This is a genomic window from Agromyces sp. NPDC004153, assembly GCF_053603635.1.
Genome location: NZ_JBSGFY010000001.1, coordinates 938,630 through 964,434, shown reverse-complemented (window position 1 = coordinate 964,434; position 25,805 = coordinate 938,630). Strand labels below are relative to the sequence as shown.

At 69.1% G+C, this 25,805-nt stretch carries 26 protein-coding genes; 20 read left to right on the top strand and 6 right to left on the bottom strand.

Annotated elements, in window-relative coordinates; all coding sequences use genetic code 11:
• The first annotated feature begins 44 nt into the window (after positions 1-44).
• The 4 genes from ACWEOH_RS04570 (at position 45) to ACWEOH_RS04555 (ending at position 5,020) form a co-directional block, all read left to right on the top strand.
• Complete coding sequence (locus tag ACWEOH_RS04570; RefSeq protein ID WP_452028644.1) at positions 45-1,757, top strand: sugar ABC transporter ATP-binding protein; 1,713 nt, start codon at positions 45-47, stop codon at positions 1,755-1,757.
• The gene (locus ACWEOH_RS04565; protein WP_452028642.1) at positions 1,754-2,800 is read left to right on the top strand and encodes an ABC transporter permease; all 1,047 of its coding nucleotides are present in this window, start codon (positions 1,754-1,756) and stop codon (positions 2,798-2,800) included. Before ACWEOH_RS04570 ends, ACWEOH_RS04565 begins: the two co-directional genes overlap by 4 nt.
• Positions 2,797-3,858 (top strand): galactofuranose ABC transporter, permease protein YjfF, encoded by a 1,062-nt coding sequence (gene yjfF / locus ACWEOH_RS04560; RefSeq protein ID WP_452028640.1) that lies wholly within the window; start codon positions 2,797-2,799, stop codon positions 3,856-3,858. Before ACWEOH_RS04565 ends, yjfF begins: the two co-directional genes overlap by 4 nt.
• Before the next feature lie 121 nt (positions 3,859-3,979).
• The gene (locus tag ACWEOH_RS04555) at positions 3,980-5,020 is read left to right on the top strand and encodes a LacI family DNA-binding transcriptional regulator (protein WP_452028638.1); all 1,041 of its coding nucleotides are present in this window, start codon (positions 3,980-3,982) and stop codon (positions 5,018-5,020) included.
• Positions 5,021-5,029: 9 nt separating this feature from the next.
• On the opposite strand, the gene ACWEOH_RS04550 is transcribed toward ACWEOH_RS04555, so the two are convergent.
• Positions 5,030-5,827: an alpha/beta fold hydrolase gene (locus ACWEOH_RS04550; RefSeq protein ID WP_452028637.1), complete on the bottom strand. Its 798-nt coding sequence runs from the start codon at positions 5,825-5,827 to the stop codon at positions 5,030-5,032.
• A gap of 49 nt (positions 5,828-5,876) precedes the next feature.
• Positions 5,877-6,581, bottom strand: a complete 705-nt coding sequence (locus ACWEOH_RS04545; protein WP_452028635.1) for a hypothetical protein — start codon at positions 6,579-6,581, stop codon at positions 5,877-5,879.
• A 563-nt stretch (positions 6,582-7,144) separates the two neighbouring features.
• Here ACWEOH_RS04545 and nrdH point away from each other — a divergent pair.
• From nrdH to ACWEOH_RS04500, 9 genes are all read left to right on the top strand, one after another.
• Entirely contained in the window at positions 7,145-7,378 is a 234-nt protein-coding gene (nrdH, locus tag ACWEOH_RS04540) for a glutaredoxin-like protein NrdH (protein ID WP_148732445.1), read from the top strand.
• Between the two features lie 70 nt (positions 7,379-7,448).
• Entirely contained in the window at positions 7,449-7,883 is a 435-nt protein-coding gene (nrdI, locus tag ACWEOH_RS04535) for a class Ib ribonucleoside-diphosphate reductase assembly flavoprotein NrdI (protein WP_452028634.1), read from the top strand.
• A gap of 5 nt (positions 7,884-7,888) precedes the next feature.
• Positions 7,889-10,021 carry a class 1b ribonucleoside-diphosphate reductase subunit alpha gene (gene nrdE / locus ACWEOH_RS04530; RefSeq protein WP_452028632.1) on the top strand — a complete coding sequence of 711 codons (2,133 nt, stop codon included), beginning with the start codon at positions 7,889-7,891 and terminating at the stop codon, positions 10,019-10,021.
• A 57-nt stretch (positions 10,022-10,078) separates the two neighbouring features.
• On the top strand, positions 10,079-11,098 hold the full coding sequence (nrdF, locus tag ACWEOH_RS04525; RefSeq protein WP_148732442.1) for a class 1b ribonucleoside-diphosphate reductase subunit beta: 1,020 nt from the start codon (positions 10,079-10,081) through the stop codon (positions 11,096-11,098).
• 365 nt (positions 11,099-11,463) lie between these two features.
• Complete coding sequence (locus ACWEOH_RS04520; protein WP_452028630.1) at positions 11,464-12,168, top strand: Pr6Pr family membrane protein; 705 nt, start codon at positions 11,464-11,466, stop codon at positions 12,166-12,168.
• A gap of 51 nt (positions 12,169-12,219) precedes the next feature.
• Entirely contained in the window at positions 12,220-13,497 is a 1,278-nt protein-coding gene (locus ACWEOH_RS04515) for a lysophospholipid acyltransferase family protein (protein ID WP_452028628.1), read from the top strand.
• Positions 13,498-13,550: 53 nt separating this feature from the next.
• Positions 13,551-14,111: a CDP-alcohol phosphatidyltransferase family protein gene (locus ACWEOH_RS04510; RefSeq protein ID WP_452028626.1), complete on the top strand. Its 561-nt coding sequence runs from the start codon at positions 13,551-13,553 to the stop codon at positions 14,109-14,111.
• Positions 14,108-14,938, top strand: coding sequence for a phosphatidate cytidylyltransferase (locus tag ACWEOH_RS04505; RefSeq protein WP_452028624.1), 831 nt, complete (start codon positions 14,108-14,110; stop codon positions 14,936-14,938). The genes ACWEOH_RS04510 and ACWEOH_RS04505 overlap by 4 nt, the downstream gene beginning before the upstream one ends.
• 52 nt (positions 14,939-14,990) lie before the next feature.
• Entirely contained in the window at positions 14,991-15,431 is a 441-nt protein-coding gene (locus ACWEOH_RS04500) for a DUF1801 domain-containing protein (RefSeq protein WP_452028622.1), read from the top strand.
• Between the two features lie 12 nt (positions 15,432-15,443).
• Here ACWEOH_RS04500 and ACWEOH_RS04495 read toward each other — a convergent pair whose 3' ends face one another.
• Entirely contained in the window at positions 15,444-15,851 is a 408-nt protein-coding gene (locus ACWEOH_RS04495; RefSeq protein ID WP_452028621.1) for a VOC family protein, read from the bottom strand.
• 235 nt (positions 15,852-16,086) lie between these two features.
• Between ACWEOH_RS04495 and ACWEOH_RS04490 the strand changes: the two genes are divergently transcribed.
• Positions 16,087-16,824, top strand: coding sequence for a Pr6Pr family membrane protein (locus ACWEOH_RS04490; RefSeq protein ID WP_452028620.1), 738 nt, complete (start codon positions 16,087-16,089; stop codon positions 16,822-16,824).
• A 66-nt stretch (positions 16,825-16,890) separates the two neighbouring features.
• Here ACWEOH_RS04490 and ACWEOH_RS04485 read toward each other — a convergent pair whose 3' ends face one another.
• On the bottom strand, positions 16,891-18,633 hold the full coding sequence (locus ACWEOH_RS04485; protein WP_452028619.1) for an L-aspartate oxidase: 1,743 nt from the start codon (positions 18,631-18,633) through the stop codon (positions 16,891-16,893).
• A gap of 77 nt (positions 18,634-18,710) precedes the next feature.
• On the opposite strand from ACWEOH_RS04485, the gene ACWEOH_RS04480 reads away from it, so the two are divergent.
• Together ACWEOH_RS04480 and ACWEOH_RS04475 are read left to right on the top strand one after the other, a co-directional pair.
• Entirely contained in the window at positions 18,711-19,646 is a 936-nt protein-coding gene (locus tag ACWEOH_RS04480) for a LysR family transcriptional regulator (protein WP_452028618.1), read from the top strand.
• A gap of 112 nt (positions 19,647-19,758) precedes the next feature.
• Entirely contained in the window at positions 19,759-20,160 is a 402-nt protein-coding gene (locus tag ACWEOH_RS04475; protein ID WP_452028617.1) for a type II toxin-antitoxin system VapC family toxin, read from the top strand.
• A gap of 23 nt (positions 20,161-20,183) precedes the next feature.
• On the opposite strand, the gene ACWEOH_RS04470 is transcribed toward ACWEOH_RS04475, so the two are convergent.
• Positions 20,184-20,498 (bottom strand): putative quinol monooxygenase, encoded by a 315-nt coding sequence (locus ACWEOH_RS04470; protein ID WP_452028615.1) that lies wholly within the window; start codon positions 20,496-20,498, stop codon positions 20,184-20,186.
• Positions 20,499-20,629: 131 nt separating this feature from the next.
• Here ACWEOH_RS04470 and ACWEOH_RS04465 point away from each other — a divergent pair, with 131 nt between their 5' ends.
• Together ACWEOH_RS04465 and ACWEOH_RS04460 are read left to right on the top strand one after the other, a co-directional pair.
• A complete protein-coding gene (locus tag ACWEOH_RS04465; protein WP_452028613.1) occupies positions 20,630-21,445 on the top strand; it encodes an alpha/beta fold hydrolase in 816 nt (271 codons plus the stop codon).
• Complete coding sequence (locus ACWEOH_RS04460) at positions 21,358-21,936, top strand: DUF1345 domain-containing protein (protein ID WP_452031846.1); 579 nt, start codon at positions 21,358-21,360, stop codon at positions 21,934-21,936. The genes ACWEOH_RS04465 and ACWEOH_RS04460 overlap by 88 nt, the downstream gene beginning before the upstream one ends.
• Before the next feature lie 38 nt (positions 21,937-21,974).
• Here ACWEOH_RS04460 and ACWEOH_RS04455 read toward each other — a convergent pair whose 3' ends face one another.
• Positions 21,975-22,877, bottom strand: coding sequence for an alpha/beta fold hydrolase (locus tag ACWEOH_RS04455; protein WP_452028611.1), 903 nt, complete (start codon positions 22,875-22,877; stop codon positions 21,975-21,977).
• 123 nt (positions 22,878-23,000) lie between these two features.
• Between ACWEOH_RS04455 and ACWEOH_RS04450 the strand changes: the two genes are divergently transcribed.
• Positions 23,001-24,380 carry an FAD-binding oxidoreductase gene (locus tag ACWEOH_RS04450; RefSeq protein WP_452028610.1) on the top strand — a complete coding sequence of 460 codons (1,380 nt, stop codon included), beginning with the start codon at positions 23,001-23,003 and terminating at the stop codon, positions 24,378-24,380.
• A gap of 89 nt (positions 24,381-24,469) precedes the next feature.
• Entirely contained in the window at positions 24,470-25,768 is a 1,299-nt protein-coding gene (locus ACWEOH_RS04445; protein WP_452028609.1) for a class I SAM-dependent methyltransferase, read from the top strand.
• Positions 25,769-25,805 lie beyond the last annotated feature (37 nt).

The window sequence follows — 25,805 nt, the reverse complement described above, 5'->3', positions numbered from 1 at the left end:
CACCCGCCATGCCCTACCCTCGACCAACGGCATCGCACGAGCGGATGCCGCCACCACCCTCGATGGAGAGACTCGTGACCCAGGCATCCGCTGTCGCGCCGGTCGTCGAGATGCGCGACATCTCGATCTCGTTCCCCGGCGTGAAGGCGCTCGACGGCGTCGACTTCCGCATGTTCCCCGGCGAGGTGCACTCGCTCATGGGCGAGAACGGCGCGGGCAAGTCGACGCTCATCAAGGCGCTGACGGGCGTGTACGGCATCGACGCCGGCACCATCACGCTCGCGGGCGACGAGGTGTCGTTCAGCGGTCCGGCGCAGGCGCAGGCCGCCGGCATCTCGACCGTGTACCAGGAGGTCAACCTCCTGCCGAACCTGTCGGTCGCCGAGAACATCATGCTCGGCCGCGAGCCGCGGCGGTTCGGCTCGATCGACTGGCGGGCCATGCGCCGTCGTGCCGCGGTGCTGCTCGAGAGCCTCAACCTCGAGATCGACCCCGGATCGCTGCTGGGCGACCACTCGCTCGCGGTGCAGCAGCTCGTCGCGATCGCCCGCGCGATCGACGTGCAGGCCAAGGTGCTCATCCTCGACGAGCCCACGTCGTCGCTCGACGCCGACGAGGTCGCCGAGCTGTTCCGCGTCATCCGCTCGCTCAAGGAGCAGGGCGTCGCGATCCTGTTCGTCTCGCACTTCCTCGACCAGGTCTACGAGATCTGCGACCGCCTCACGGTCCTGCGCAACGGCAAGCTCGTGGGGGAGTACCTCACCGAGGAGCTCCTGCGCATCGACCTCGTGCAGAAGATGATCGGCAAGGAGCTCACGGCCCTTGACGACCTCGAGCAGCGCGCGCGGGCGTCCTTCGCCGACGAATCGGATGCCGCGACCTTCGTGAGCGCCGAGGGACTCGGCCGGCGCGGCGCGATCCACCCGGCCGACCTCCCGATCGCCGCGGGCGAGGTCGTCGGCCTCGCCGGCCTGCTCGGATCCGGACGCACGGAGTTCGCGCGCCTGCTCGGCGGCATCGACCGCGCCGACCAGGGCGAGCTCGAGATCCGCGGCAGGGCCACGAAGCTCCGCACGCCGCGGCAGGCGATCTCGCACCGCATCGCGTACTCGTCCGAGAACCGCCGCGACGAGGGGATCGTCGGCGACCTCACGGTGCGCGACAACATCGTGCTCGCACTGCAGGCCGATCGAGGGTGGTTCCGCCCGATCCCGAAGAAGCGGCAGGACGAGCTCACGCAGAGCTACATCCAGGCGCTCAACATCCGGCCCGACAACCCCGAAGCGCTCGTGCGGAACCTCTCGGGCGGCAACCAGCAGAAGGTGCTGCTCGCCCGCTGGCTTGCGATCGCGCCCCACCTGCTCATCCTCGACGAGCCGACACGAGGCATCGACATCGGGGCGAAGGCCGAGATCCAGAAGCTCGTGTTCAACCTCGCCGAGAACGGCATGAGCGTGCTCTTCATCTCGGCCGAGCTCGAGGAAGTGCTGCGGCTCAGCCACCGCATCGTCGTGCTCCGCGACCGGCACGTGGTCGCCGACCTCGAGAACGACGGCCTCACGGTCGACTCGCTGCTCGCACTCATCGCCGACGGCTCCGTCGCCGAGGAGGGCGACGACTCGCCCGAGCTCGAGCCCGCGGCATCCGCCGCGCAGCTCGCCGCCGTCGCGACGCCCACTGCTGCGACGCCGACCGCCGCGGCATCCGTCACCGCACCCGAACCCACCACCGACCCCGCCCAGGGAGGCGACCGATGAGCGCCCTGCTCGCCCGGCTCGTCGCGCACCGGCTGTTCTGGCCGATCGTGATGCTGCTCGTCCTGTTCGCGATCAACCTCGTCGCGTTCCCCGGCTTCTTCACCGTCACCGTGCGCGAGGGGCACCTGTTCGGGAGCCTCATCGACATCCTGCGCAACGGCGCGCCGACGCTCATCATCGCCGTCGGCATGACCCTCGTCATCGCGACGCGCGGCATCGACCTCTCGGTCGGCGCGGTCGCCGCCATCTCGGGCGCGGTCGCGTGCTCGATCATCCTCGGGTCGCCCGAGCCGGCGAGCCCCGCCACGGTCGCCGTCGCCGTCGCCGTGGCGCTCCTCATCTCGCTCGTGCTCGGCGTGTGGAACGGGTTCCTCGTGGCGGTGCTCGGCATCCAGCCGATCATCGCGACGCTCATCCTCATGACGGCGGGCCGCGGCGTCGCGATGCTCATCACCGAGGGCCAGATCATCACGGTGAACAGCCCGCCGTTCAAGGCGCTCGGGTCGGGCTTCTGGTTCGGCATCCCGATCGCCGTGATCATCGCGGCCGTCGTGTTCGGCGCCGCGGCGCTCATCACGCGGCGCACGGCGCTCGGCATGTTCATCGAGTCCGTCGGCATCAACCCCGAGGCGAGCCGCCAGGCGGGCGTGCGCGCTCGCGGGCTGCTCTTCGCCGTCTACACGTTCTGCGCGTTCTGCGCGGCGATCGCGGGCCTCATCCTCACCGCGAACACCGCCGCCGCCGACGCGAACAACACGGGCCTGTTCATCGAGCTCGACGCGATCCTCGCCGTGGTCATCGGCGGCACGTCGCTCGCCGGCGGACGCTACTCGCTCCTCGGCACGCTCGTGGGCGCGCTCGTGATCCAGACGCTCGTGACCACGGTGTACACGGTCGGCATCCCGCCGATCGCGACCATGGTGTTCAAGGCCGCGGTCGTGACCGTGGTGTGCCTCCTGCAGTCGCCAACCACCGCCGAGGCGCTGAGCGGGTTCCGACGACGACTGGCCGTTCGCGCCGGAAAGGGGGCCGCCGCATCATGACGAAGCTCCTCGACGCCCCCGCCCGCCCCGGCCGCGCCGGGCGCCCCGCCGGCCCCGGACAGCCCGGGCCCTCGCGCCGGTCTCTCGGGAGCGGCATCCGTGCCCTGCTCACCAGCCCGAAGTACGGACCCGTCACCGTGACCGCCGTGCTGTTCCTCGCGATCTTCGTGATCGGCGGCGTGCGCTACCGCGGGTTCTTCTCGGGGCAGGTGTTCCTCAACCTGCTCGTCGACAACGCGTACCTCATCGTGCTCGCGGTGGGCATGACGTTCGTGATCCTCACGGGCGGCATCGACCTCTCGGTCGGCGCGGTCGTCGCCCTCAGCGGCATGATCGCCGCGAGCCTGCTCCAGACCGGGTGGTCGCCGTGGACGGTGATCCCGCTGATCCTCGTGCTCACGAGCGTGCTCGGCCTGCTCGTGGGCCTCATGATCCACGTCTTCAAGGTGCAGCCCTTCATCGCGACACTCGCCGCGATGTTCCTCGCCCGCGGGCTCTGCTACGTGATCAGCCAGAGCTCGATCTCGATCACCGACGAGACGTTCGTGCAGCTCGCCGTCGCGCGCATCCCGCTCGGCGGCGGCATGTCGATCACGCCGAGCGTCATCATCGCCCTCGTCGTCGTGGCGATCGCGGTGTGGGTGCTGCACGCCACGCGCTTCGGCCGCACGGTCTACGCGATCGGCGGCGGCGAGCAGAGCGGCCTGCTCATGGGACTGCCCGTGGCGCGCACCAAGGTGCTCGTCTACGTCGTCTCGGGGTTCTGCTCCGGCCTGGCCGGCGTGCTGTTCACCTTCTACACGCTGTCGGGGTATCCGCTCACCGCGATCGGCACCGAACTCGACGCGATCGCCGCGGTCGTCATCGGCGGCACGTTGCTCACCGGCGGCTACGGCTTCGTGCTCGGGTCCGTGCTCGGCGTGCTCGTGCTCGGCGTCATCCAGACGATCATCACGTTCGAGGGCACGCTCTCGTCGTGGTGGACGAAGATCTTCATCGGCGCGCTGCTGCTCGTGTTCATCATCCTGCAGCGGGTGCTCACGGCGAGGCGGCGCTGAGAGGGCGGTGGGGCCCGCGGGGCCGGTTCGCCTCGGCGGGGCCGAGCCGAGTAGGGCCGTCGGCGGCAGGATAATCAACGAGAAGGATCGCGCAGGAGCGCGGGGCAGGAGCGCAGCGCGGGTGAGCGACCGGGACGACAAGGCGAGGGTCGCGACGATCTTCGACGTCGCGCGACTGGCCGGCGTGTCCCACCAGACCGTCTCTCGGGTGCTCAACGACCTCCCCAACGTGCGCCCGGCGACGCGGGCACGGGTCGAACAGGCCATCAAGCAGCTGCGCTACGTGCCGTCCCCCGCCGCCCGCGCGCTCGTCACCCGGCGCACGCGCACGCTCGGCCTCATCGTCACGGGCGCGCCCGACTACGGCCCCTCATCGACGGCTCTGCACTTCAACGAGGCCGCGCGCGACGCCCGGTACTCGGTCATCACGGCGAGCATGCTCGAGACGGATGCCCCGAGCCTCCGCTCCGCGGCCGAGCTCCTCGTGCGCCAGAACGTCGAGGCCATCGTGCTCATCGCGGCCCAGCGAGCCGCCCTCGACGCGCTCGACGGGGTCGAGCTCGGCGTCCCGATCATCGCCGTGGCCTCCGAGGACCGCGGCGGCATGCACCGCGTCTGGCTCGACCAGTACGGCGGCGCCCGCCTCGCGGTCGAGCACCTGATCGGCCTCGGCCACCGCGAGATCCGGCACGTCAGCGGGCCGTCCGCCGCGATGGACGCCGCTGAGCGGATCCGCGGCTGGTCGGCAGCCCTCGGCGAGCATGGGCTGCCCGCCCGCGAACCGCTCGCCGGCGACTGGTCGCCCGGCAGCGGCTACGTGCACGGCCGCGCCCTCGCCCGCGACGCCGAGATGACCGCCGTGTTCGTGGCGAACGACCAGATGGCGCTCGGCGTGATGCACGCGCTCGCCGAGGCCGGCCGCTCGGTGCCGCACGACGTCAGCGTCGTGGGCTTCGATGACATCCCCGAGGCCGCGTACTTCGCGCCGCCCCTCACGACCGTGCGCCAGGACTTCGACGCGCTCGGCCGCGACGCGATGGCGGGCGTGCTCGCCGTGCTCGGCGACGACGACCGGCTCATGCCGACGCCGACGCTGCCCGAGCTCGTGGTGCGCGCGAGCACCGGGGCGCCGATCCACGACCGCGTCGCGGTCGGGTCGTAGGGGCGCGGCTCAGCCGACGAGGAACTCCGCGATCACGAGCGCGAGCGTGCGCGGCTCCCAGCGGTGATCGGATGCCTCGATCGCGCGCTTCTCCGCATGGGGGAGGTTCGCGACGAGCGAGTCGGCCGCGGCATCCATGAAGTCCATGGTGTCGGTGCCGACGAGCGCGAGGGTCGGCTGCGTGATGCCCGCCCAGAGCTCGCGGCGGGGTGCCGACTGCGTCCACGCGAGGGATTCGGCGTCGGGCTCGAGGCTCGGCGCGATCGCGAGCATGGTCGTCCAGGCCTCGCTCTGCTTCGCACCCTCGATCCACTCGGGCGGCATGTCCGCCATGTACACCTCGAGGGTTCCGGTGCGATCACCGGCGGCGATGCGCTCGCGGAGCTCGTCGAGGAACACGGCGCCCTCGTGCCCCAGCTCCGCGTCGAGCGGCGCCTCGAAGAACACGAGCTTCGACACGGGCAGGCCGGCCGCCGCCGCGGCGAGCGCGATGGTCGCGCCCGACGAGTTGCCGAACAGCGCGACGGCGTCGTCGGCGCCCTCGGTGAGCTCGTCGATGAGGGCGCGCAGGTCCTCGAGGCTCTGCTCGAGGGTGATCGGCGACTCGGCGGGGCTGTCGCCGCGGCCGCGTCGGTCGTAGTTCACGACCTCGAATCCGTGGCGCGCGAGGTGCCCGGCCATCTCGGTCGTCGTGGGGTCGAAGGCGCGGAACTGCATCGCGCCGCCGACGAGCACCACCGGCGGGCCGGATCCCACCCGGTCGAATCCGATGCGCGTGCCGTCGGCCGAGGTCACGTAGTCGGTCATCGCTGATCCTTCCGTGTGCCCGTCAGGCTAGCGGTGCGGGCCCGCGGCGTCACCCCGTGGCGCGATCGAGCAGCTCCTCGGGCGCGCGACCCGACTCGGCGCACGCGATGATCCGTTCGAGGAGCGCGCGGTACGCGGCATCCGTCACCGGCGAGAGCAGCACCGAGGACTCGACGACCGGAACGACGCCGAGCTCGACGTGCCGTCCGTCGATGCGTCCGGCGATGAGCACGGCGCGCTCGGTCCAGTCGTCGAACGTCGCGGTGCCGACCTCGACGTGGTCGATCGCCGCGTAGGGGAGGAGCGTGGCACCCCGCCGGCCGCCGACCGGTCGCTCGCGGAGCTCGATGCCCGCCTCTGTGAACGAGAGCAGCTGGTGGCGTCGGCCCGGCTTGCGTCCGTCGTCGCGCTCGGATGCCGCGACCGGCCGCCCGTCCTCGACCCAGGTCGTGCTCCTGACGGCCACCCCGTCGCGGCCGACCTCCTCGCGCAGGGCGGCGTAGCGGGTTCGCCCGCCGGACGCCGAGACGGCGGCGGACACGAACCAGCCGCCGACGAAGAGCATCGCGACGACCGCCAGGATGGAGAGCGCGGCGGGGTCGGCGCCCGTCGCGAGGAGCAGGATCGCCACGAAGCCGAGCACGGGCACGACCGTGAGCAGGCGGTAGGACGGCCGGCGTCGGCGGGGGAGGCCGTCGCGGCGCCGCGGCGACAGGCGGTCGGCGCCAGCGAAGGCGTCGGTGGCGATCTGCATGCGCTCAACCGTAGCGGCGGTTCGCGCGACGAACGGAATGCCGGAAGAATCCGGCGACTCGCCGCGTGGGACGGTCCGACTCGCCGACGCAGGGCCGCTTCCTCCTGCATCGGGGCTGCGAGGCATTCCGGGCCGGCCAGGTGAACGGATGCCGCGACCGCGCGACACGCGCGCCGCGCCGGCGGCGATGTCGGTGGGTGGTGGCAGCATGAATGGCACAACACCACATGTAGGGGTAGCGGCATCCGAGGGCCCCAAGATGTCGCACTGCGCGTATCGAGGGCACCGGGCGACACGCCGGGGAATCCGTCCACAGGCGAATTTCTTCGAAGCGGGCGGGCTGTGGATAACCGGGGTCGAGTCCGCGGGAATCCGCGGATCACCGGGGCATCCGGTTGGGGATGAACGGTGGATAACGCGGTGGAAAACTACACGGATGTAACTACAGCATGTTGTGGCGGTTCAGTTCCGCAGACACAAGATGTAGTATTGAAGAAGCGAAATCAGCAGTACGGGGGTGGGCTCCTCCGGAGCTCGAGAAACACAGAGAACGAGGGGAAACCATGACGGTCACGGTCTACACGAAGCCTTCCTGCGTCCAGTGCAACGCCACGTATCGTGCCCTCGACAGCAAGGGCATCGAGTACGAGGTGTTCGACGTCTCCGAAGACGAGCAGGCGCTCGCGCACGTCAAGGAGCTCGGCTACCTGCAGGCTCCGGTCGTCATCACCGACGAAGACCACTGGTCGGGCTTCCGCCCCGACAAGATCGCCGAACTCGCCTCGCGGCTCGCGTAAGGCCCACCGGTGAACTCGGCGCTGGCGGAGTGAACCGGAACAGTAACGGGAACGCGGCGAAGGAAGCATCATGACGAATCTCGTCTTCTTCTCCAGCGTCTCGGGCAACACCAAGCGCTTCATCGAGAAGCTCGGCCGCCCTGCGGCCCGCATCCCGCTGCACGCTCGCGACGACGCCCTGCACGCTGAAGAGCCGTTCGTGCTCATCGTCCCCACCTATGGCGGTGGCGACGGCAAGGGCGCTGTGCCGAAGCAGGTCATCAAGTTCCTGAACGACCCGCAGAACCGCGCGCTGCTGCGCGGGGTCATCAGCGCCGGCAACACCAACTTCGGGAACGCCTACGGCCTCGCCGGCGACATCATCGCCGCGAAGACGGGCGTGCCCCACCTGTATCGATTCGAAGTATTCGGAACACCAGACGACGTTCGCGCCGTCGACGAGGGATTGGACGCATTTTGGTCACAACAAGCACAGCGGCGAACTCGGCAGCAGCAGACGGCGTAGCCCTCATGGACGCTCCGCGCACCACCGTCGCGATGGACTACCACTCGCTGAACGCGATGCTCAACCTCTACGGTGCCGACGGTCGGATCCAGTTCGAGAAGGACCGCGAGGCGGCGCGCGAGTACTTCCTGCAGCACGTCAACCAGAACACCGTCTTCTTCCACTCCCTCAAGGAGCGCCTCGACTATCTCGTCGAGAAGCAGTACTACGAGCAGGAGGTGCTCGACCAGTACTCGTTCGAGTTCATCCAGAAGCTCAACGACCTCGCGTACTCGAAGAAGTTCCGGTTCGAGACGTTCCTCGGCGCGTTCAAGTACTACACGAGCTACACGCTCAAGACGTTCGACGGCAAGCGCTACCTCGAGCGCTTCGAGGACCGCGTCGTCATGACCGCCCTCGGCCTCGCGCAGGGCGACGAGCAACTCGCGATCGACCTGGTGGAGGAGATCATCGGCGGCCGCTTCCAGCCGGCCACGCCCACGTTCCTCAACACGGGCAAGGCGCAGCGCGGCGAGCTCGTCTCCTGCTTCCTCCTGCGCATCGAAGACAACATGGAGTCGATCGCGCGCGGCATCAACTCGGCCCTGCAGCTCTCGAAGCGGGGCGGCGGCGTGGCGCTGCTGCTCAGCAACATCCGCGAGTCGGGCGCGCCGATCAAGCAGATCGAGAACCAGTCGTCGGGCATCATCCCCGTGATGAAGCTCCTCGAGGACTCGTTCAGCTACGCCAATCAGCTCGGTGCCCGTCAGGGCGCCGGCGCGGTCTACCTCAGCGCCCACCACCCCGACATCATGCGGTTCCTCGACACCAAGCGCGAGAACGCCGACGAGAAGATCCGCATCAAGACGCTTTCGCTCGGCGTCGTCGTGCCCGACATCACCTTCGAGCTCGCGAAGAACAACGAGGACATGTACCTCTTCTCGCCCTACGACGTCGAGCGCGTCTACGGCAAGCCGTTCGGCGACGTGCCCATCACCGAGCACTACCGCGCCATGGTCGACGACCCGCGCATCAAGAAGACGAAGATCAACGCGCGCGAGTTCTTCCAGACCCTCGCCGAGATCCAGTTCGAGAGCGGATACCCCTACATCGTGTTCGAGGACACGGTGAACAAGGCGAACCCCATCAAGGGCCGCATCAACATGTCGAACCTGTGCTCCGAGATCCTCCAGGTGAACACCCCGACCACCTACAACGAGGACCTCGGCTACGCGAACATCGGCAAGGACATCAGTTGCAACCTCGGTTCGCTGAACATCGCCCTCACGATGGACTCGCCCGACTTCGGCCGCACCGTCGAAACCGCCATCCGCGGCCTCACGTCGGTGTCGAACCAGAGCCATATCTCGTCGGTGCGCTCCGTCGAAGACGGCAACGACAAGTCCCATGCCATCGGCCTCGGCCAGATGAACCTGCACGGCTACCTCGCCCGCGAGCGCATCTTCTACGGCAGCGAGGAGGGCATCGACTTCACGAACATGTACTTCTACACGGTGCTGTTCCACGCACTGCGGGCCTCGAACAAGATCGCGATCGAGCGCGGCGAGACGTTCGACGGCTTCCGCGACTCCAAGTACGCGTCGGGCGAGTTCTTCGACAAGTACACGGATGCCGCGTGGGTCCCCGAGACCGCGAAGGTCACGCAGCTCTTCGCCGACGCCGGCGTGCACATCCCCACGCAGCAGGACTGGCTCGACCTCAGGGCCTCCATCCAGGAGCACGGGATCTACAACCAGAACCTGCAGGCCGTTCCGCCCACGGGCTCGATCTCGTACATCAACAACTCGACCGCGTCGATCCACCCGATCGCGTCGAAGATCGAGATCCGCAAGGAAGGCAAGATCGGCCGCGTCTACTACCCGGCGGCGTTCATGACGAACGACAACCTCGAGTACTACCAGGACGCGTACGAGATCGGCTACGAGAAGGTCATCGACACCTACGCCGCGGCGACGCAGCACGTCGACCAGGGCCTCTCGCTCACGCTCTTCTTCAAGGACACCGCCACGACCCGCGACATCAACAAGGCGCAGATCTACGCGTGGAAGAAGGGCATCAAGACGATCTACTACATCCGGCTCCGCCAGCTCGCGCTGGAGGGCACGGAAGTGGACGGTTGCGTCAGCTGCATGCTGTAGCCCCGCGACCAGCGATCCGCGACATCCGCTCGAGACATCCGTTCAGAAGGAACTGACATGACCCTCACCGACCCGGTCAACTCGGCCCAGAACGACCCCGCCCACGGCGGCAAGGTCAAGCTCGTCGACCACGTCAACGCGATCAACTGGAACAAGATCCAGGACGACAAGGACGTCGAGGTCTGGAACCGCCTCGTCAACAACTTCTGGCTGCCCGAGAAGGTGCCGCTGTCGAACGACGTGCAGTCGTGGAACACGCTCACCGCCGAGGAGCAGCAGCTCACGATGCGCGTGTTCACGGGGCTCACACTGCTCGACACGATCCAGGGCACGGTCGGCGCGGTCTCGCTGATCCCCGACTCGCTCACCCCGCACGAGGAGGCGGTGTACACCAACATCGCGTTCATGGAGTCGGTGCACGCGAAGAGCTACTCGTCGATCTTCTCGACGCTGTGCTCGACGAAGGAGATCGACGACGCCTTCCGCTGGTCGGTCGAGAACGAGAACCTGCAGAAGAAGGCCGCGATCGTCATGGAGTACTACCGTGGCGACGAGCCCCTGAAGCGCAAGGTCGCCTCGACGCTGCTCGAGTCGTTCCTCTTCTACTCGGGCTTCTACCTGCCGATGTACTGGTCGTCGCGGGCGAAGCTGACCAACACGGCCGACCTCATCCGCCTCATCATCCGCGACGAGGCCGTGCACGGGTACTACATCGGCTACAAGTTCCAGAAAGGCCTCGAGCTGGTCGACCAGGCCAAGCGCGACGACCTCAAGGACTACACGTTCTCGCTGCTCTACGAGCTCTACGACAACGAGGTGCAGTACACGCAGGACCTCTACGACGGCGTCGGCCTGACGGAAGACGTCAAGAAGTTCCTCCACTACAACGCGAACAAGGCGCTGATGAATCTCGGCTACGAGCCGATGTTCCCGAAGACGGTCACCGACGTGAATCCGGCGATCCTCTCGGCGCTCTCGCCGAACGCCGACGAGAACCACGACTTCTTCTCGGGGTCGGGCTCGTCGTACGTCATCGGCAAGGCGGTCAACACCGAAGACGAGGACTGGGACTTCTAGGCGTTCTCGACAAGGACCTCCGTACTGGGCTGATGAGAGCCCCGGACCTGCAGCGATCTTCAGGTTCGAGCACCTTCTCGTGGCTCCAGATCGGGGCCGGTCGCCGAGCTCGTTCCCGAGGCGCGGGCGCTCATCGCGCGCGCGGTTTCGTCGCTCTCGGTCGTCTGCGAGAGCATGTCCTCTTTTGTGCTGACACCGTTAGAGCCATCCCACAACGATCGCGTCCACGGGTCGAGATTTCCTCAATCCTCGTGCCAATCTTCGGGCGGCCGCGTCGCGTGAGGACTACAACATCCCCAATCGAAACGCAGTCACCGATCTGGGGGGTTCTCATGCGTTGGGTATGGTTCAGGGTTTCCGCCGCGATGGTCGCGCTCTCAGGCGTCGTCGCCGGACTGCTGGTCAACATCGATCGCGCGATGCGCGAGGGGCAGGATCGCGGCGATGTGCTCGCGAACTACTTCAGCCTCTTCACGATCGTGTCGTCGATACTCAGCGTGGTCGTGCTGCTGATCGCAGCGCGATGGATGCGGCGGCATGCCGGGCCCTCGCCCGAGCCCGTCGGCATCGCCATGGCGATGGCGGCGGTCACCGGCCCGGTGATCCTGCTCGGCATCGTGTTCAACGTGCTGCTCCGCGGCGACCCCGCCCCGATCGCCGCCACAGATCCTGGTTGGGTCGCGTTCATGGACTCGTGGGCCACTGAGACGCTGCACGTGGTGCTGCCGGTCTACTTCGTGCTCGACCTGCTGTTCGCCGGCCAACGCCGCGGACTCCCATGGTCGTCGCTCGCCATCATCGTCACCTACCCGCTCGCCTGGACGATCTACACGATGGTCAGAGGAGAACGCGTCGTGAACCCCGACGGCAGCACGTCGTGGTGGTATCCCTACGGCTTCCTCGACCCGCACATTGCGGGATACGGCTCGGCGTTCACGTACATCGGCGGCATCCTCTTCGCGTTCGTACTGCTCGGAGCAGGCATCATCGCCATCGGTCGGGCTCGGGAGCGGCGCGCCGCTCGTCACGACGTCTCTACGCGGCCGCGCATCGGTGGCCTGCCGGTCTGAGCCTCACTCGCTCGCGATTCGTGCTCGCCGACGATGACGGGAAGTCACGACATGCTGGACACCGCTTCGCTCCACCTCCCCGCGCCGCCGACCGAACGCCAGGTTCGTCGCTCCGGCCTCGTGTCGTACTGGCGATCGAAGCTCTGGGGCCTGATCCTTTCGATCGTCACCGATGGGGTGACGACGATCCCGGGCGACGCCGCCGAACCGGTCCCGCTCGCTCGCAAGCCACCGGTTCCCGACGGGCCGCTCGTCGTCATCGCCAACCATGCATCCCATGCGGACACGGCGGTGTTGCTCGCAACGCTCGGTCGGTCCCGGCCGGTCAGGTTCGTCGCCGCGGCCGACTACTGGTTCGGCAGGCTCCGGAACAAGTTCATCGCGAAATGGCTGGTCGGCATCTGGCCCATCCGGCGCGACCGCAACGGCATGAAGGACCTGCTCGCGGCCGCTCCGACGGTCGCCGCCGGGGTCGTCGTGGTCGTGTTCCCCGAGGGCAGCCGCCGACGCACACCGAAGCTCTCCGGGTTCAAGCGCGGCGCGTTCGAGCTCGCCGCGGCATCCGGGGCGAAGGTACTGCCGGTCGGCTTGGTCGGCGCCGGCGATCTGCTTCCGGCGGAACGGAGGCTCATTCGCCGCGGGCCGGTCGAAGTGCGCTGGGGTGAACCGTTCAGCGTCGAGAACGGGCATGCGGAGGAGGCATCCGCGGTAGCGTTCCAGGCCATCGACACGCTCATCGAAGCGCCTGCCTCCCAGCGTCCTGGCCGAGCCTGGACTCGCGTGCGTCGCATGGCGTTCGCCATGGCAGGGTTGGCGCTGATCACCGCCTGGGCCTTCGCGGAAGGCATCTTCTGGCCGCTGGTCGCGGAGATGCCGCTCCTCCTGCTCGTCTGCACGGTCGGACGCTCGTGGCGGGGCCCGATGCTGATCGCGGCATCCGCCATCGCCTCCGCTGCCGGGATCCTCACCACGTGGTGGCTGGTGTCGCACGGTATCGACACGGCCACTCCGTTGACCACGGCGCGGATGCACGAGACCGCGATGTACGAGCTCGCGACCGATCCGTCGAACGCGTTCGCGCACCAGATGTTCAACGGCATCCCCGTGAAGGTGTACGCCCACAGCGCGGGTGCACTCGGAATGGAGCTGCACGAAGTCGCGTCCTCGATGCTTCCACGGCTCGCTCGCATCGGGATCGTCGGCTGCATCGGATGGATCGGGGGCGGCCTGCTGTCTCGATACCTGAAGCCGTGCCTCGGCACCGTGCAGGCCATCTGCCTGTCGTTGTTCCCGGTCGGGCTCGGCCTCGTGATCTGGTGGTGGTCGTGATGCGCGGCCTGTACGCGGCGAAGCCGTGGTTCACGCGGCAACTCGGGAGGGTCGTGACCGCTGCGGTCGACCGCGGATGGTCACCCGACGCCTTCACCGCAATCGGCGTGGCCTTCGCCGCCGTGGCCGCCGGTGGCCTGCTGGTCGGATCGTGGCCACTGGTGCTCATCGGACTGGTCGGACGGCTCGCCGGTGCGAACCTGGATGGCGCCGTGGCTCGCGCCAGAGGTGTCAGCCGCCCCTTCGGGTTCGTCCTCAACGAGATCGGCGACCGCGCCTCGGACCTCCTGCCGTTGGCCGCCCTCGGCATCCTCGCCTGGCAGTCCGGCTCCGTCCCCGCACTGGTGGTGGCCCTCGTCGCGATGACCGCCGCATCCTGGCCGACCTTCATCTCGCTGTCTGCAGCCGCTGCCGGTGCACCGAGGATCAACGGTGGACCGTTCGGGAAGACGGAACGCACCCTCACCGTGTTCCTCATGTCGGTCGCGCTCTCCTGGTTCCCCGTCGCTGCGGTGATCGGCGCCGGCTCGGGCGTGATCATCGCTGGTTCGACGTTGACGGCGGCGACCCGAGCTCGAGCAGCCCATCGCCACCTGCGGTTGGTCGACGCATGACGTGGCTGGGGTTGAGCGCCCCTGCGACGGTCGGGCTCATCGTACTCCTGGCCACCGCGCTGCCCGTGCTGGTCTTCGGCACCTCGACCATCCGGCTCAGGTGGATGACCTGGGCGGTCATCGGAGTGATCGTCGGCGCGGCGGAGGCGATCGGCGTCGTCGGTGCGGTCATCGTGGCCGTCGCGGTCAGCGTCCTGTGCATCGTCGAGTACGTGACACTGGCCGGCCTCCGAATCGCGGATCGCTGGGTGCTGATCGCCGCTGGAGTCGGCGCACCGGTGCTGGCGGCGGTGAACCCGGCCGCGGTCAACACCTGGCTCCCGTTCGCGTTGCTCGCCGCAGCAGTGCTTCCGGTGCTCAGCCGGGATCCGGAGTCCGCCCTCCCACGCGCCACCGCCGCAGTCTTCGGGATGCTGTGGCTCGTCTGGGCGCCCGCGCAACTGGTGATCATCCATCAGGACCTGACCTTGCTGGTCTTGACCGTCGCGCTGACCGACGTGGCGAGCTGGGCAGCCGGAAAGAGCCTCGGACGGCTCCCCGGGGTGCGTGTGCGGCCCTTCGCGGTGTCGCCGAACAAGACCGTCGCCGGCCTGCTGGGCGGTGCGGTCGCTGCTGCGTTCGTCCTGGTGGTCACGGGGCAGTTCAGCTGGGTGCTGCTCCTCGCCGCCGCGGTCGGAGCCCCCCTCGGTGATGTGGTCGCCTCGATGGTGAAGCGGCATGCGGGAGTGAAGGATGCCGGCGCCTGGCTGCCGGGGTTCGGAGGGCTGCTGGACCGGGCCGACTCACTGCTCGTGGTGGCGCCGCTCTTCGCCGTCACCGTCACCTAGGGGGTAGCGTCCAGGGATCGGGTCCCTCACGGTCGGACGGAGCGGAGACGGAATGAACGACACCAACGACCGCTCGGTCGACGAATACCTCGGTTCGCTCGACCAGCAGACGGCCGAGGACAGCATGACGCTGATCGAGATGATGCAGCGGATCAGTGGGCGGGAGCCCACGCTGTGGAACGTCGGCACCATCGGGTTCGGCACCTACCACTACCGGTACGACAGCGGTCGCGAGGGCGACGGCCACACGATCGGCTTCTACCCGCGGAAGGGCAAGCTGACCATCTACCTGATGGACGGCACGGCACGCCATTCGGAACTCCTGGCGGAACTGGGCAAGCACTCCAGCACGGGGTACTGCGTCTACCTCAAGCGACTCAGCGACGTGGACCTGACCGTGCTCGGCCGGATCGTCCGAGCGTCATACGAGTTCGTCGAGTCGAAGTCGCAGGAAGGGCCGATCCGGGAGATCCTGTGGAAATCCGAAACGTAGCGATCGCGGGACTCAGTCCGAGGCCGGCTGCCGCGGCGGGTTGTACATGAACTCGAGGCGGATGCCGTTGTCGTCCTCGACGAAGGACGCGTAGTAGCGGTCGTTGAACCGCGGGTAGAGCTTGGGCTCGCGCACGGCCGTCCAGCCCGCGTCGATCGCGATCGCGTGCAGGCGATCGACCTCCTCGCGCGAGTCGATCGGGAAGGCGAGGTGCTGCCAGCCGACCCGGCCGTGCCGGTGCGGTCCGCTTCCCGCCTCGCGGGCGGGGAAGAGGATCAGCTCTTCCTCGCCCTTGTACCAGGACACGCCGTTGTCGGCGTCCTGCCGGGTGCAGCCAAGCGCCTGCATCACGGGATCGAACTGTGCGATGGAGCGGGGCAGGTCATCGACGGTGATGCCGAGGTGATCGAAGAGAGGCATCCGATCATCGTATTCGGCAGCCGCCCAGCACGAGGCGCGGCTGTGCAGGGCAGCTGTGCGGGGGTGACGCCGTGAGGTGGACCCCGAACGAGGGGTGACGTTGGAGCTACTCCACAATGGCCAGCGCTTCCTCGCGAGATTTCCTCAATAGTGGTGCCAGTACCTATGCGGCCATGTGCAAAGCGGACTACAACATCCTCAACCCGAATCAGTCCCGTGGAATCTGGGGGGCCTCATGCGTTGGGTATGGTTCAGGGTCGCCGCCGCGATCGTCGCGAGTTCCGGCGTCATCGCCGGACTCCTGGTCAACATCGATCGCGCCATGCGCGAGGGTCAGATCCTCGGTGACGTGCTGGCGAACTACTTCAGCCTGTTCACGATCGTGTCCTCGATCCTCAGCGTCGTCGCGCTGACGATGGCGGCGCGATGGATGCTGCGGCATCCCGGCAACTCGCCCGAACCAGTCGTCATCGCGATGGCGATCGCCGCGGTCACCGGGCCCGTGATCCTGCTCGGCATCGTCTTCAACGTGCTGCTCCGCGGCGACCCCGCCCCGATCGCCGCCACCGATCCCGGCTGGGTCGCCTTCATGGACTCGTGGGCCACCGAGGCGCTGCACGTTGTGCTACCGGTCTACTTCGTGTTCGACCTGCTGTTCGCCGACCGACGCCGCGGACTCCCGTGGTGGTCGCTCGCGGTCATCATCGGGTACCCGCTCATCTGGACGATCTACACCATGTCCCGCGGCGAGCGCGTACCGACCCCCGACGGCAGCGCGCCGTGGTGGTATCCCTACGGGTTCCTCGACCCGCACCTCGCCGGGTACGGGTCGGCCTTCACGTACATCGGTGGAATCCTCTTCGCGCTCGTCCTGCTCGGCATCGCCATCATCGCCATCGGTCGGGCTCGTGCGCGGCACGCCTCCGCCCGCGACGCGTCGACGCCGCCGCGGGTCGGTCCGCTGGCGGTCTGAACGCCACGGTTCGCGCCTGCCCGCGCGCTCAGGGGGAAGAGCGCGCGGGCAGGACCTGCGACCCGGCTACTCGACGAGCTTGCCGGCGGTCGAGACGTCACGCATGAGCGCCGCGATCTCCTCGGGGATGGCCGGGATCTCCTCGTGGGTCACGCCCGTCGACGGCGACCACACCAGGTTCACCTGCAGCGACTCGTCGAGCGTCGGGTAGTCGCTCCGGTTGTGGCATCCGCGGGTCTCGCGTCGTTCGAGGGCGGCCTCGAGCGTCGCTCGTGCCGCGAGCGCGGCCGACTTCAGGTCGAAGGCGTGAGCCAGGTCCTGGTAGCCGGCGATGTCGGGGTGCACGCCGATGTCGGCGATGCGGGCCTCGATCGCGTCGAGTTCGGCGAGCCCGGCGCGAAGGCCGGCCTCGTCACGCACGACACCGGCGTGCTCGGTCATGGTGTCGCGGATCGCGCGCTGCAGGGCGCGCACGTTCTCCGTGCCATCCGATGCCAGGAGCCCGGCGATCTCGGAGCGCGCCGCGTCGACCGCGGCCGCCGAGCGCTGCTGCGCCGGCAACGAGGCCGAGTACGCCGCCGCGGCCCGTCCCACGATGCGGCCGAACACGAGCAGTTCGATGAGCGAGTTGCCGCCCAGCCGGTTGGCGCCGTGCAGGCCCGAGGATGCCTCGCCGATGGCGTAGAGGCCCGGGACATCCGTGCCGTGGTCGTCGGGGCGCACCCACACGCCGCCCATCGAGTAGTGCGCGGTGGGCGCGATCTCGATCGGCTCCTTCGTGATGTCAAGCATCTGCAGCTCGAGCATCGTCTGGTAGACGCGGGGGAGGCGCTGCATGATCGTCTCGCGGGGGAGATGCGAGACATCCAGCCAGACACCGCCATCAGGGGTTCCGCGCCCCTCCTTGATCTCGGTGTAGGCGGCGAGGGCGACGCGGTCGCGCGTCGACAGCTCCATGCGCTCGGGGTCGTACTTGGCCATGAAGCGCTCGCCGAGGCCGTTGGTGAGGATGCCGCCCTCGCCCCGTGCCGCCTCGGAGATGAGGGTGCCGGCCGCGCTCTCGGGCTCGATGATGCCCGACGGGTGGAACTGCACGAGCTCGGGGTCGCGCACGCGGCCGCCCGCCTCGACGGCGAGCCGCCACGAGTCGCCCGTGTTCTCGTCGCGGCGCGACGAGGTGCGTCGCCAGATGCGGTTGTGACCGCCGGCCGCGAGGATGACCGCGTCGGCGTGGATGAGGTAGCGGGTGCCGTCCTCGAGGTCGAAGCCGTAGGCGCCGAAGACCGCGCCATCGTCGTTGACGAGGATGCGCGTGACGTAGACCGTGTCGAGGATCGGGACGTTCAGCTGCGCCGCCCGGTTGACGAGCGTGCGCTGGATCTCGAGCCCGGTGTAGTCGCCCGCGAACGCGGTGCGGCGGTAGGTGTGTGCGCCGAAGAAGCGCTGCGAGATGCGCCCGTCGTCTTCGCGGGCGAACGGCATGCCGTAGCGCTCGAGGTCCTGGATGCCGCGCGCGGCGTTCTTCGTCACGATCTCGACCGTGTGGGGGTTCGCGAGGAGGTAGCTCTCCTTCAGCGTGTCGGCGGCGTGCTGCTGCCAGCTGTCGTCGGGGTCCATCGTCGAGAGGGCGGCGTTGATGCCGCCGGCGGCGAGCGAGGTGTGCGCGTCGGACTTCGGGCGCTTGCCGAGGGCGAGCACGTCGACGCCCGCCTCGGCGAGCTCGATCGCGGCGCGCAGGCCCGAGCCGCCGGTGCCGATCACGAGCACGGTCGTGGAGAGCTGCCGCTCTGGAGTGGTACTGGTGGTCATGCGCTCCACGATAAGCATCCCTCGGGTATTACTCCAATGCATATTCAGCGTGCATATGATGCGCGTAGGCTATCGATATGAACCTCGAGCAACTGCGCAGCTTCGTCGAGGTGGCGAAGTTCGGCAACTTCACCCGAGCCGCCGAGGAGCTGTACCTCGCCCAGCCCTCGCTGAGCCGCCAGATCGCCGCGCTCGAGCAGGATCTCGGCGCCGAGCTGTTCCACCGGGCCCGCGGCGGCAGCACGCTCACGGTCGCGGGCGAGGCGCTGCTGCCGCTCGCGCGCCGCATGCTCGCCGACGCCGAGTCGGTGCGGCGCGACCTCGCCGAGCTCGCCGGCCTCGAGCGCGGCCGGGTCCGCCTCGGCGCGACGCCGACCCTCTGCATCAGCCTCGTCGCCGAGGTGCTCAGCGCGTTCCACGCGGAGCATCCGGGCATCGAGCTGCACCTGTCCGAGCAGGGCTCGCGCCGCCTGCTCGACGAGCTCGGCAGCGGCGAGCTCGACCTCGCGCTCATCACGACGTCGGATGCCTCCTCGGCCGAGCGCTTCACGGTCACCCCGCTGCTGGTCGAGGAGCTCGTGGTCGTGTCATCCGCCGCTGCACCGCCGGTCACCACCGGCGACACGATCCGCCTGGCGCGGGTGGCAGAGCTGCCGCAGATCGTCTTCAGCGCGACCTACGACCTGCGCAGCGCCACGGATGCCGCATTTCGCACGGCAGACCTCACCCCAGAGGTCGTGCTGGAGGGCGCCGAGATGGACGCGGTGCTGCGATTCGTGGAGCGCGGGCTCGGGGTCGCGATCGTCCCCGCGATGGTGCTCATCGATCGCCCCGGGCTGCGATCCGTCCGGCTCGAGGACCCGACGCTCACCCGCACGATCACCCTCGCCCGCCCGGCCGACGTCGCCCCCACCGCCGCGGTCGAGGTGATGCAGCGCACGATCGCGGCCACCGCGACGGCGTTCGCGGCGCGTGCGGGGGAGACCATGCGGCTTGCGGAGGCGGCCCGGTGAGGTCGCCTCGCGTCGCGGAATCGAACCGTCGGACACCGAGGACGCCGGATGCACTCCACGGCGTTCGGCCGTAGCGTGGTCCGCACACGGGACTGCGAGGGGGCGCTGGGTCATGACACGATTCGGGATCGATGTCCTCACGGCGTTGCGGCTCATCGAGGAGGACCTTCCGGTCGCCGAGGGTCATCAACTGGTCGCACCGAACCTGCTCCGCTCGCAGGTGCTGTCGCAGCTCTATCGTGCGGTCCGCCGAGGCGAGCTGGGGCGCGATTCCGCTCGCACGCGACTCGACCGGCTCTCGTCCATGCGAGTGCGGCTCCTCGGCGATCGCGTCTCACGCGCCGTCGCGTGGAAGATCGCCGAGGAGCTCGGGTGGGATGACACGATGACGGCCGAATACGTGGCCGTCGCGCAGCTGCAGGCTGACGCGTTCATCACCCTCGACGCCGACCTGGCGCGCCGCATCGAGGGTGTCGTTCCGATCGCGCCCTTCGAGGCCCTCCGCGCACCCTGAGCGGACGCGCCGCGACGCGGGGGTCAGAGCACGCCGCGACCGGTGTCGCCCACCGGCAACGCCGTCATGGTGACGACCTTCACCGGCGCGGCGAGATGCGGCGCGGTGAGTTCGCCCAGCCGTGCGACGGCGGTGCCCGCGGCGTGGGCATCGAGGTCGGCACGCGAGGTCCAGCGTTCGATCATGACGATGGTGCCGTCGTCGGCATCGTGGATGGCATACAGCTCGCAGCCGGGCTCGGCGTGCACGGCGGGGATGCCTTCCGCGAGTGCGGCGACGAGGGCGTCGCTCTGACCCGGCGAGGGCGTGAAGACGGCGGTGACGATGACGTGGCTCATCCGTCGATGCTCCCATCAACGCCGTCGGTGGACCGTCGCGACCCGCGAGGGGTCCGACCCCCGGCGCCCGTAGACTGACTCATCGCCGAACGTCGGTCCGTCGGACCCTCCGTTCCTACCCGAGGAGCAACGTGCAGGTCACCGGGTTCACCCCCTCCGGAATCGCCTACGACCGATCGACGGGATCCGGCCCAGCCGTCGTCCTGGTGCACGCCGGCATCGCCGACCGGCGGATGTGGGACCCGCAGTGGCTCGAGCTGAGTGCGACTCGTCCGGCGGTGCGACTGGACCTGCGGGGATTCGGGGAGTCCGCGTCGGAGCCAGCCGGCGAGTTGTCGCACGTCGACGACGTGCTCGACACCCTGGACCACCTCGGCATCGGCCGGTGCCACCTGGTCGGCGCCTCCTTCGGGGCCGGTGTCGCCGTCGAGGTCGCGTCGATCAGGCCCGAGCTCGTCGAGTCGCTGCTCCTGTGCCCGCCCGGCGGCAGCCTGCTCGCAGAGCTGACGGCAGACCTGGCACGCTTCTTCGACGCGGAGCGCGCCGCGCTTGCTCGCGACGATCTCGACGCCGCGGTCGAGGCCAACGTGGAGACGTGGGTGATCGGGCCCCGGCGAGACCCCGCCGAGGTCGATCCGGGCGTGGTCGACGCGGTGCGGATGATGCAGCGCCGCGCCTTCGACGTGGCGGCCTCGTGGCGTGCGGACGTTCCGGAGGCAGCGTTCGAGCCTCCGGCGCTCGAGCGGCTGTCCGAGATCGGGGCCCGGACGCTCGTGGTCGTCGGCGGCCACGACCTCGACACCAGCCACGACGCGGCGGCTCGCGTCGTCGCCGGCATTCCGGCGGCGCAGCGCATCGACTGGCCGGATGTCGCGCACCTGCCGTCGATGGAGCGCCCGCACGAGTTCCTCGCGCTCCTGCTGGACTGGACGGCACCCGGGATCTGACCCGAGTTCCCGCCGGTCCCGCTCACGATCGATGCGGTGATCGTGACCGCGTTCGCCGCTCGGTCGACTCGGGCGAGGAGAGCGACCGGATCGGCCCGACCGTGAACGCGCAATGGTCGATCCTCGCCGCCGCGGCCGTGGCGCTCGTGCTCATCGCCCCGGGCCTGCTGGACAGTCCACTCGCGAACGGGCTCAGCTTCGGCGTGGTCGTCTCTGCGTGGCTCGTCACCGTCTACGCCTATGCGGTGCACTACGCCCGGCTCGACGCCTCCGCCGAAAGCCTCGAGTTCCCTGGCAAGCCCGACGCCGGCCCGGTGTTCGCCGACTACTTCTACCTGTCGGCGCAGATCGCGACGACCTTCTCCTCGTCGGATGTCTCGATCCTCACGACTCGCGCGCGCAAGGTCGTCTCCGGTCAGACCTTCATCGCGTTCGCGTTCAGCACGTTCATCATCGCGCTGCTCATCACGGTGCTGTTCATGACCAACTGAGTCCGGGTCCAAGCCCGCGCGGGTTCCGAACGTGCAGATCAGCCGGTTCGGCGCAGCCACTCGACGACATAGGCCGGCGCCGTGTCGGCGGCTTCGAGCGCGAACGCGGCGTGCGAGCCGTCCATCCAGTAGAGCTCGGAGTCGGCGATGTGCGCGTGGGCGTACTCGGCATTGGCCGGCGGCACCGCCTTGTCTCCGCGCGCATGGACGATCAGCGTCGGACACGCGATGCGTTCCAGCGGAGCTGGGGTGAACACGGTGAAGTCGTTCGTCATCCCGGCGCGTCGACGCGACGCGCCGAGCGAGGCGCGCAGCGTCGCTTCGAGCGTCGCGGTGCTGCCCGGGATGGCCGCGAGCTTCGCGGCACGCTCGGACGCCACCGCCCGGGAGTCGCTGCCGACCGCGCGGAACAGGGCCGCGAGGGTCGGCTTCGTCGCATGCCGCAGGAGCCAGAGTTGGGCTTTGGCGAGGCCGTCCTGTGCGGCGATGCTCGACGAGCCCCGGGGAATGGGGCCGGGGATGCAGACGCCATCGATCTGGACGAGCCTGCTCACGCGGTCGGGATGCCTCGCGGCGAGTTCGTAGCCCGCCGGACCGCCGCCCGAGGCGGCGACCACCGGAATGCGGTCGATGCCGAGCGCGTCGAGCAGCGCCGCGAGGGCGTCACCCTGCTGCGCGAAGGTCCGTCCGGTCGCCAGCGGAGTACCCAAGTAGCCCGGCCTGCTCGGAGCGATGATCCTGAACCCGTTCACCCGTAGGAATTCCCCTGCGACGAGGCCCTGATCCCAGCCGCCGAGCGTGCCGTGGATGGCGAGGATCGGATCGCCGTCGCCACGCTCGGCGTACTCGAGGGGCCCAGACGCCGTCGAGACGGTTCGCGGCGTCTCGTCGAGGCATCCGAGGAGTTCCTCCGGCGACGGCGATCTCGGCGGGCTGAGCATGTTCAACTCTCCCAAGCGGGGACGCCGGTCGGCCAGCCCGCAACCGCGGGGTGTCCTCCCTGCTCCCGCGGAGAACGCCGGCGACCGGTGGCCGCTCGGCTGCCACCGGACTACCGTGGGGGCGTGTCCGTTCGCGAGACCGACGCACGCTCCGCCCACGCCGACGGCGTGGAGCGGCTCCTCGCAAGCTATCGGGCGATGCCCGAGGCATCCGCGGTTCGGCTCGCGAAGCCCACGTCGAACCTGTTCCGGCCGCGGGTCCGGGCGGATGCCGCGGGGCTCGACACCTCGGGACTGACGCACGTCATCGCAGTCGACCCCGAGGCACGCACGGCCGACGTCGCCGGCATGTGCACCTACGAGGAGCTCGTCGCCGCGACGCTCCCGCACGGGCTCACGCCCCTCGTCGTGCCGCAGCTGAAGACGATCACGCTCGGGGGCGCGGCCACGGGCCTCGGCATCGAGTCAGCTTCGTTCCGCAACGGCATGCCGCACGAGTCCGTGCTCGAGGTCGACATCCTGACCGGGGCCGGTGAGCTCGTCACGGCGTCGCCCGTCGAGCATGCCGACCTGTTCCGCGCGTTCCCCAACTCCTACGGCACGCTCGGCTACGCGGTGCGGCTGCGCATCGAGCTCGAACCCGTGCAGCCGTTCGTGGCGCTCACGCACCTGCGGTTCCACGCGCTCGCCGACCTCGTCGCCGCGATGGACCGGATCGTGGAGACCGGCCTGCACGACGGCGTCCGGGTCGACTACCTCGACGGCGTCGTGTTCAGCGCCGCCGAGAGCTACCTCTGCCTCGGCACGCAGACCGCGGCATCCGGCCCGGTGAGCGACTACACCCGGCAGCGGATCTTCTACCGCTCCATCCAGCACCACGACGGGGCGATCCACGACCGCCTGACGATCCACGACTACCTGTGGCGGTGGGACACCGATTGGTTCTGGTGCTCGGAGGGGTTCGGCGCGCAGCATGCGCTCGTTCGCCGGCTCTGGCCCCGTCGGTACCGCCGCAGCAGCTCGTACTGGAAGCTGATGCGGATCGCGCGGCGGTACGGCATCGCCGACGCGCTCGAGCGGCTCAAGCGCCGCCCGCCGCGGGAATGGGTGATCCAGGACATCGAGGTGCCGATCGGGCGGACCGTCGAGTTCCTCGACTGGTTCCTGTCGAACGTGCCGATCGAGCCGATCTGGCTCTGCCCGGTGCGCATTCGCGACGACGACGGTTGGACGCTCTACCCGCTGCGACCGCGCGAGACGTACGTCAACGTCGGCTTCTGGTCGACGGTGCCGATCGGGACGACTGAGGGCGAGACGAACCGGCGCATCGAGCGGGTGGTCGATGAGCTCGACGGCCACAAGTCGCTCTACTCAGAGGCCTACTACTCCCGCGAGGAGTTCGACGCGCGGTACGGCGGCGACGCCTACCGCGCGGTGAAGGGGCGTTACGACCCCGACGGGCGACTCCTCGACCTCTACGCGAAGGCGGTGCAACGACGATGACGACGTTCAAGGACCGGGCGCCCGGCACGACCGAGCCGGAGGTATCCGTCACCACGGCGGCCTCCGACACTGAGTCGCGAATCGACTCAGTGTCGGAAGCGCCGGCGGACGATGGCAAGCTCACGCTGGCCGAGATCCTCGAGCTGCTCGCCGGCGGCCGGCTGCCGCTGCGGTTCACCGCCTACGACGGCAGCTCGGCCGGACCCGAGGACGCCCCGTTCGGGCTCGAGCTGACCTCGCCGCGCGGCACCACCTACCTCGCCACCGCCCGCGGCGACCTCGGCCTCGCCCGCGCCTACATCGCCGGCGACATCGAGATCCACGGCGTGCACCCCGGCGACCCGTATGAGCTGCTCACGGCGCTCGCCGACGAGCTGGTGTTCCGGATGCCGCCGCCGAAGACCATGGCCAGGATCGTGCGGTCCATCGGCGTCGAGCACCTGCGCCCGATCGCACCGCCCCCGCAGGAGGTGCCGCCGCGTTGGCGTCGCCTGGGCACCGGACGGCGGCACAGCAAGGCCCGGGACGCCGAAGTGATCCACTATCACTACGACGTGTCGAACACCTTCTACGAGTGGGTGCTCGGATCGTCGATGACGTACACCTGCGCGTGCTACCCGCGGCCCGAGGCATCCCTCGACGAGGCGCAGGAGAACAAGTACCGCCTCGTGTTCGAGAAGCTGCGGCTCGAGCCGGGCGACCGACTGCTCGACGTCGGATGCGGCTGGGGCGGCATGGTGCGCTACGCGGCCCGTCGTGGCGTCCGCGCGCTCGGCGTGACCCTCTCGCAGGAGCAGGCGACCTGGGCGCAGCGAGCGATCGACGAGGAGGGTCTCGCCGACCTGGCCGAGGTGCGCTACGGCGACTACCGCGACATCCGGGAGACCGGCTTCGACGCGGTGTCGTCGATCGGCCTGCTCGAGCACATCGGCGTGCGGAACTACAAGCCGTACTTCCGCTTCCTGCGGTCGCGGCTGCGGCCGGGCGGGCTGCTGCTCAACCACTGCATCACCCGGCCCGAGAACAAGACGGAGCCCTCCACGCACGGGTTCATCGATCGCTACGTCTTCCCCGACGGCGAGCTCACCGGCTCTGGGCGCATCATCACCGAGGCGCAGGATGCCGGGCTGGAGGTGCTGCACGAGGAGAACCTCCGTCCGCACTACGCGCTGACCCTTCGGGACTGGTGCGCCAACCTCGTCGACCACTGGGACGAGGCCGTCGAGGAGGTCGGCCTCGAGAAGGCGAAGGTGTGGGGGCTCTACATGGCCGGGTCCCGGCTCCAGTTCGAGCGCGGCGGCATCCAGCTGCACCAGGTGCTCGCGGTGAGCGCCGACGAGCACGGCGGCACCGGCGACCTGCCGCTGCGGCCGTGGTGGACGCCGTAGCGGAGCCCGCCGACACCCCGGCGTACGCCGACTGATG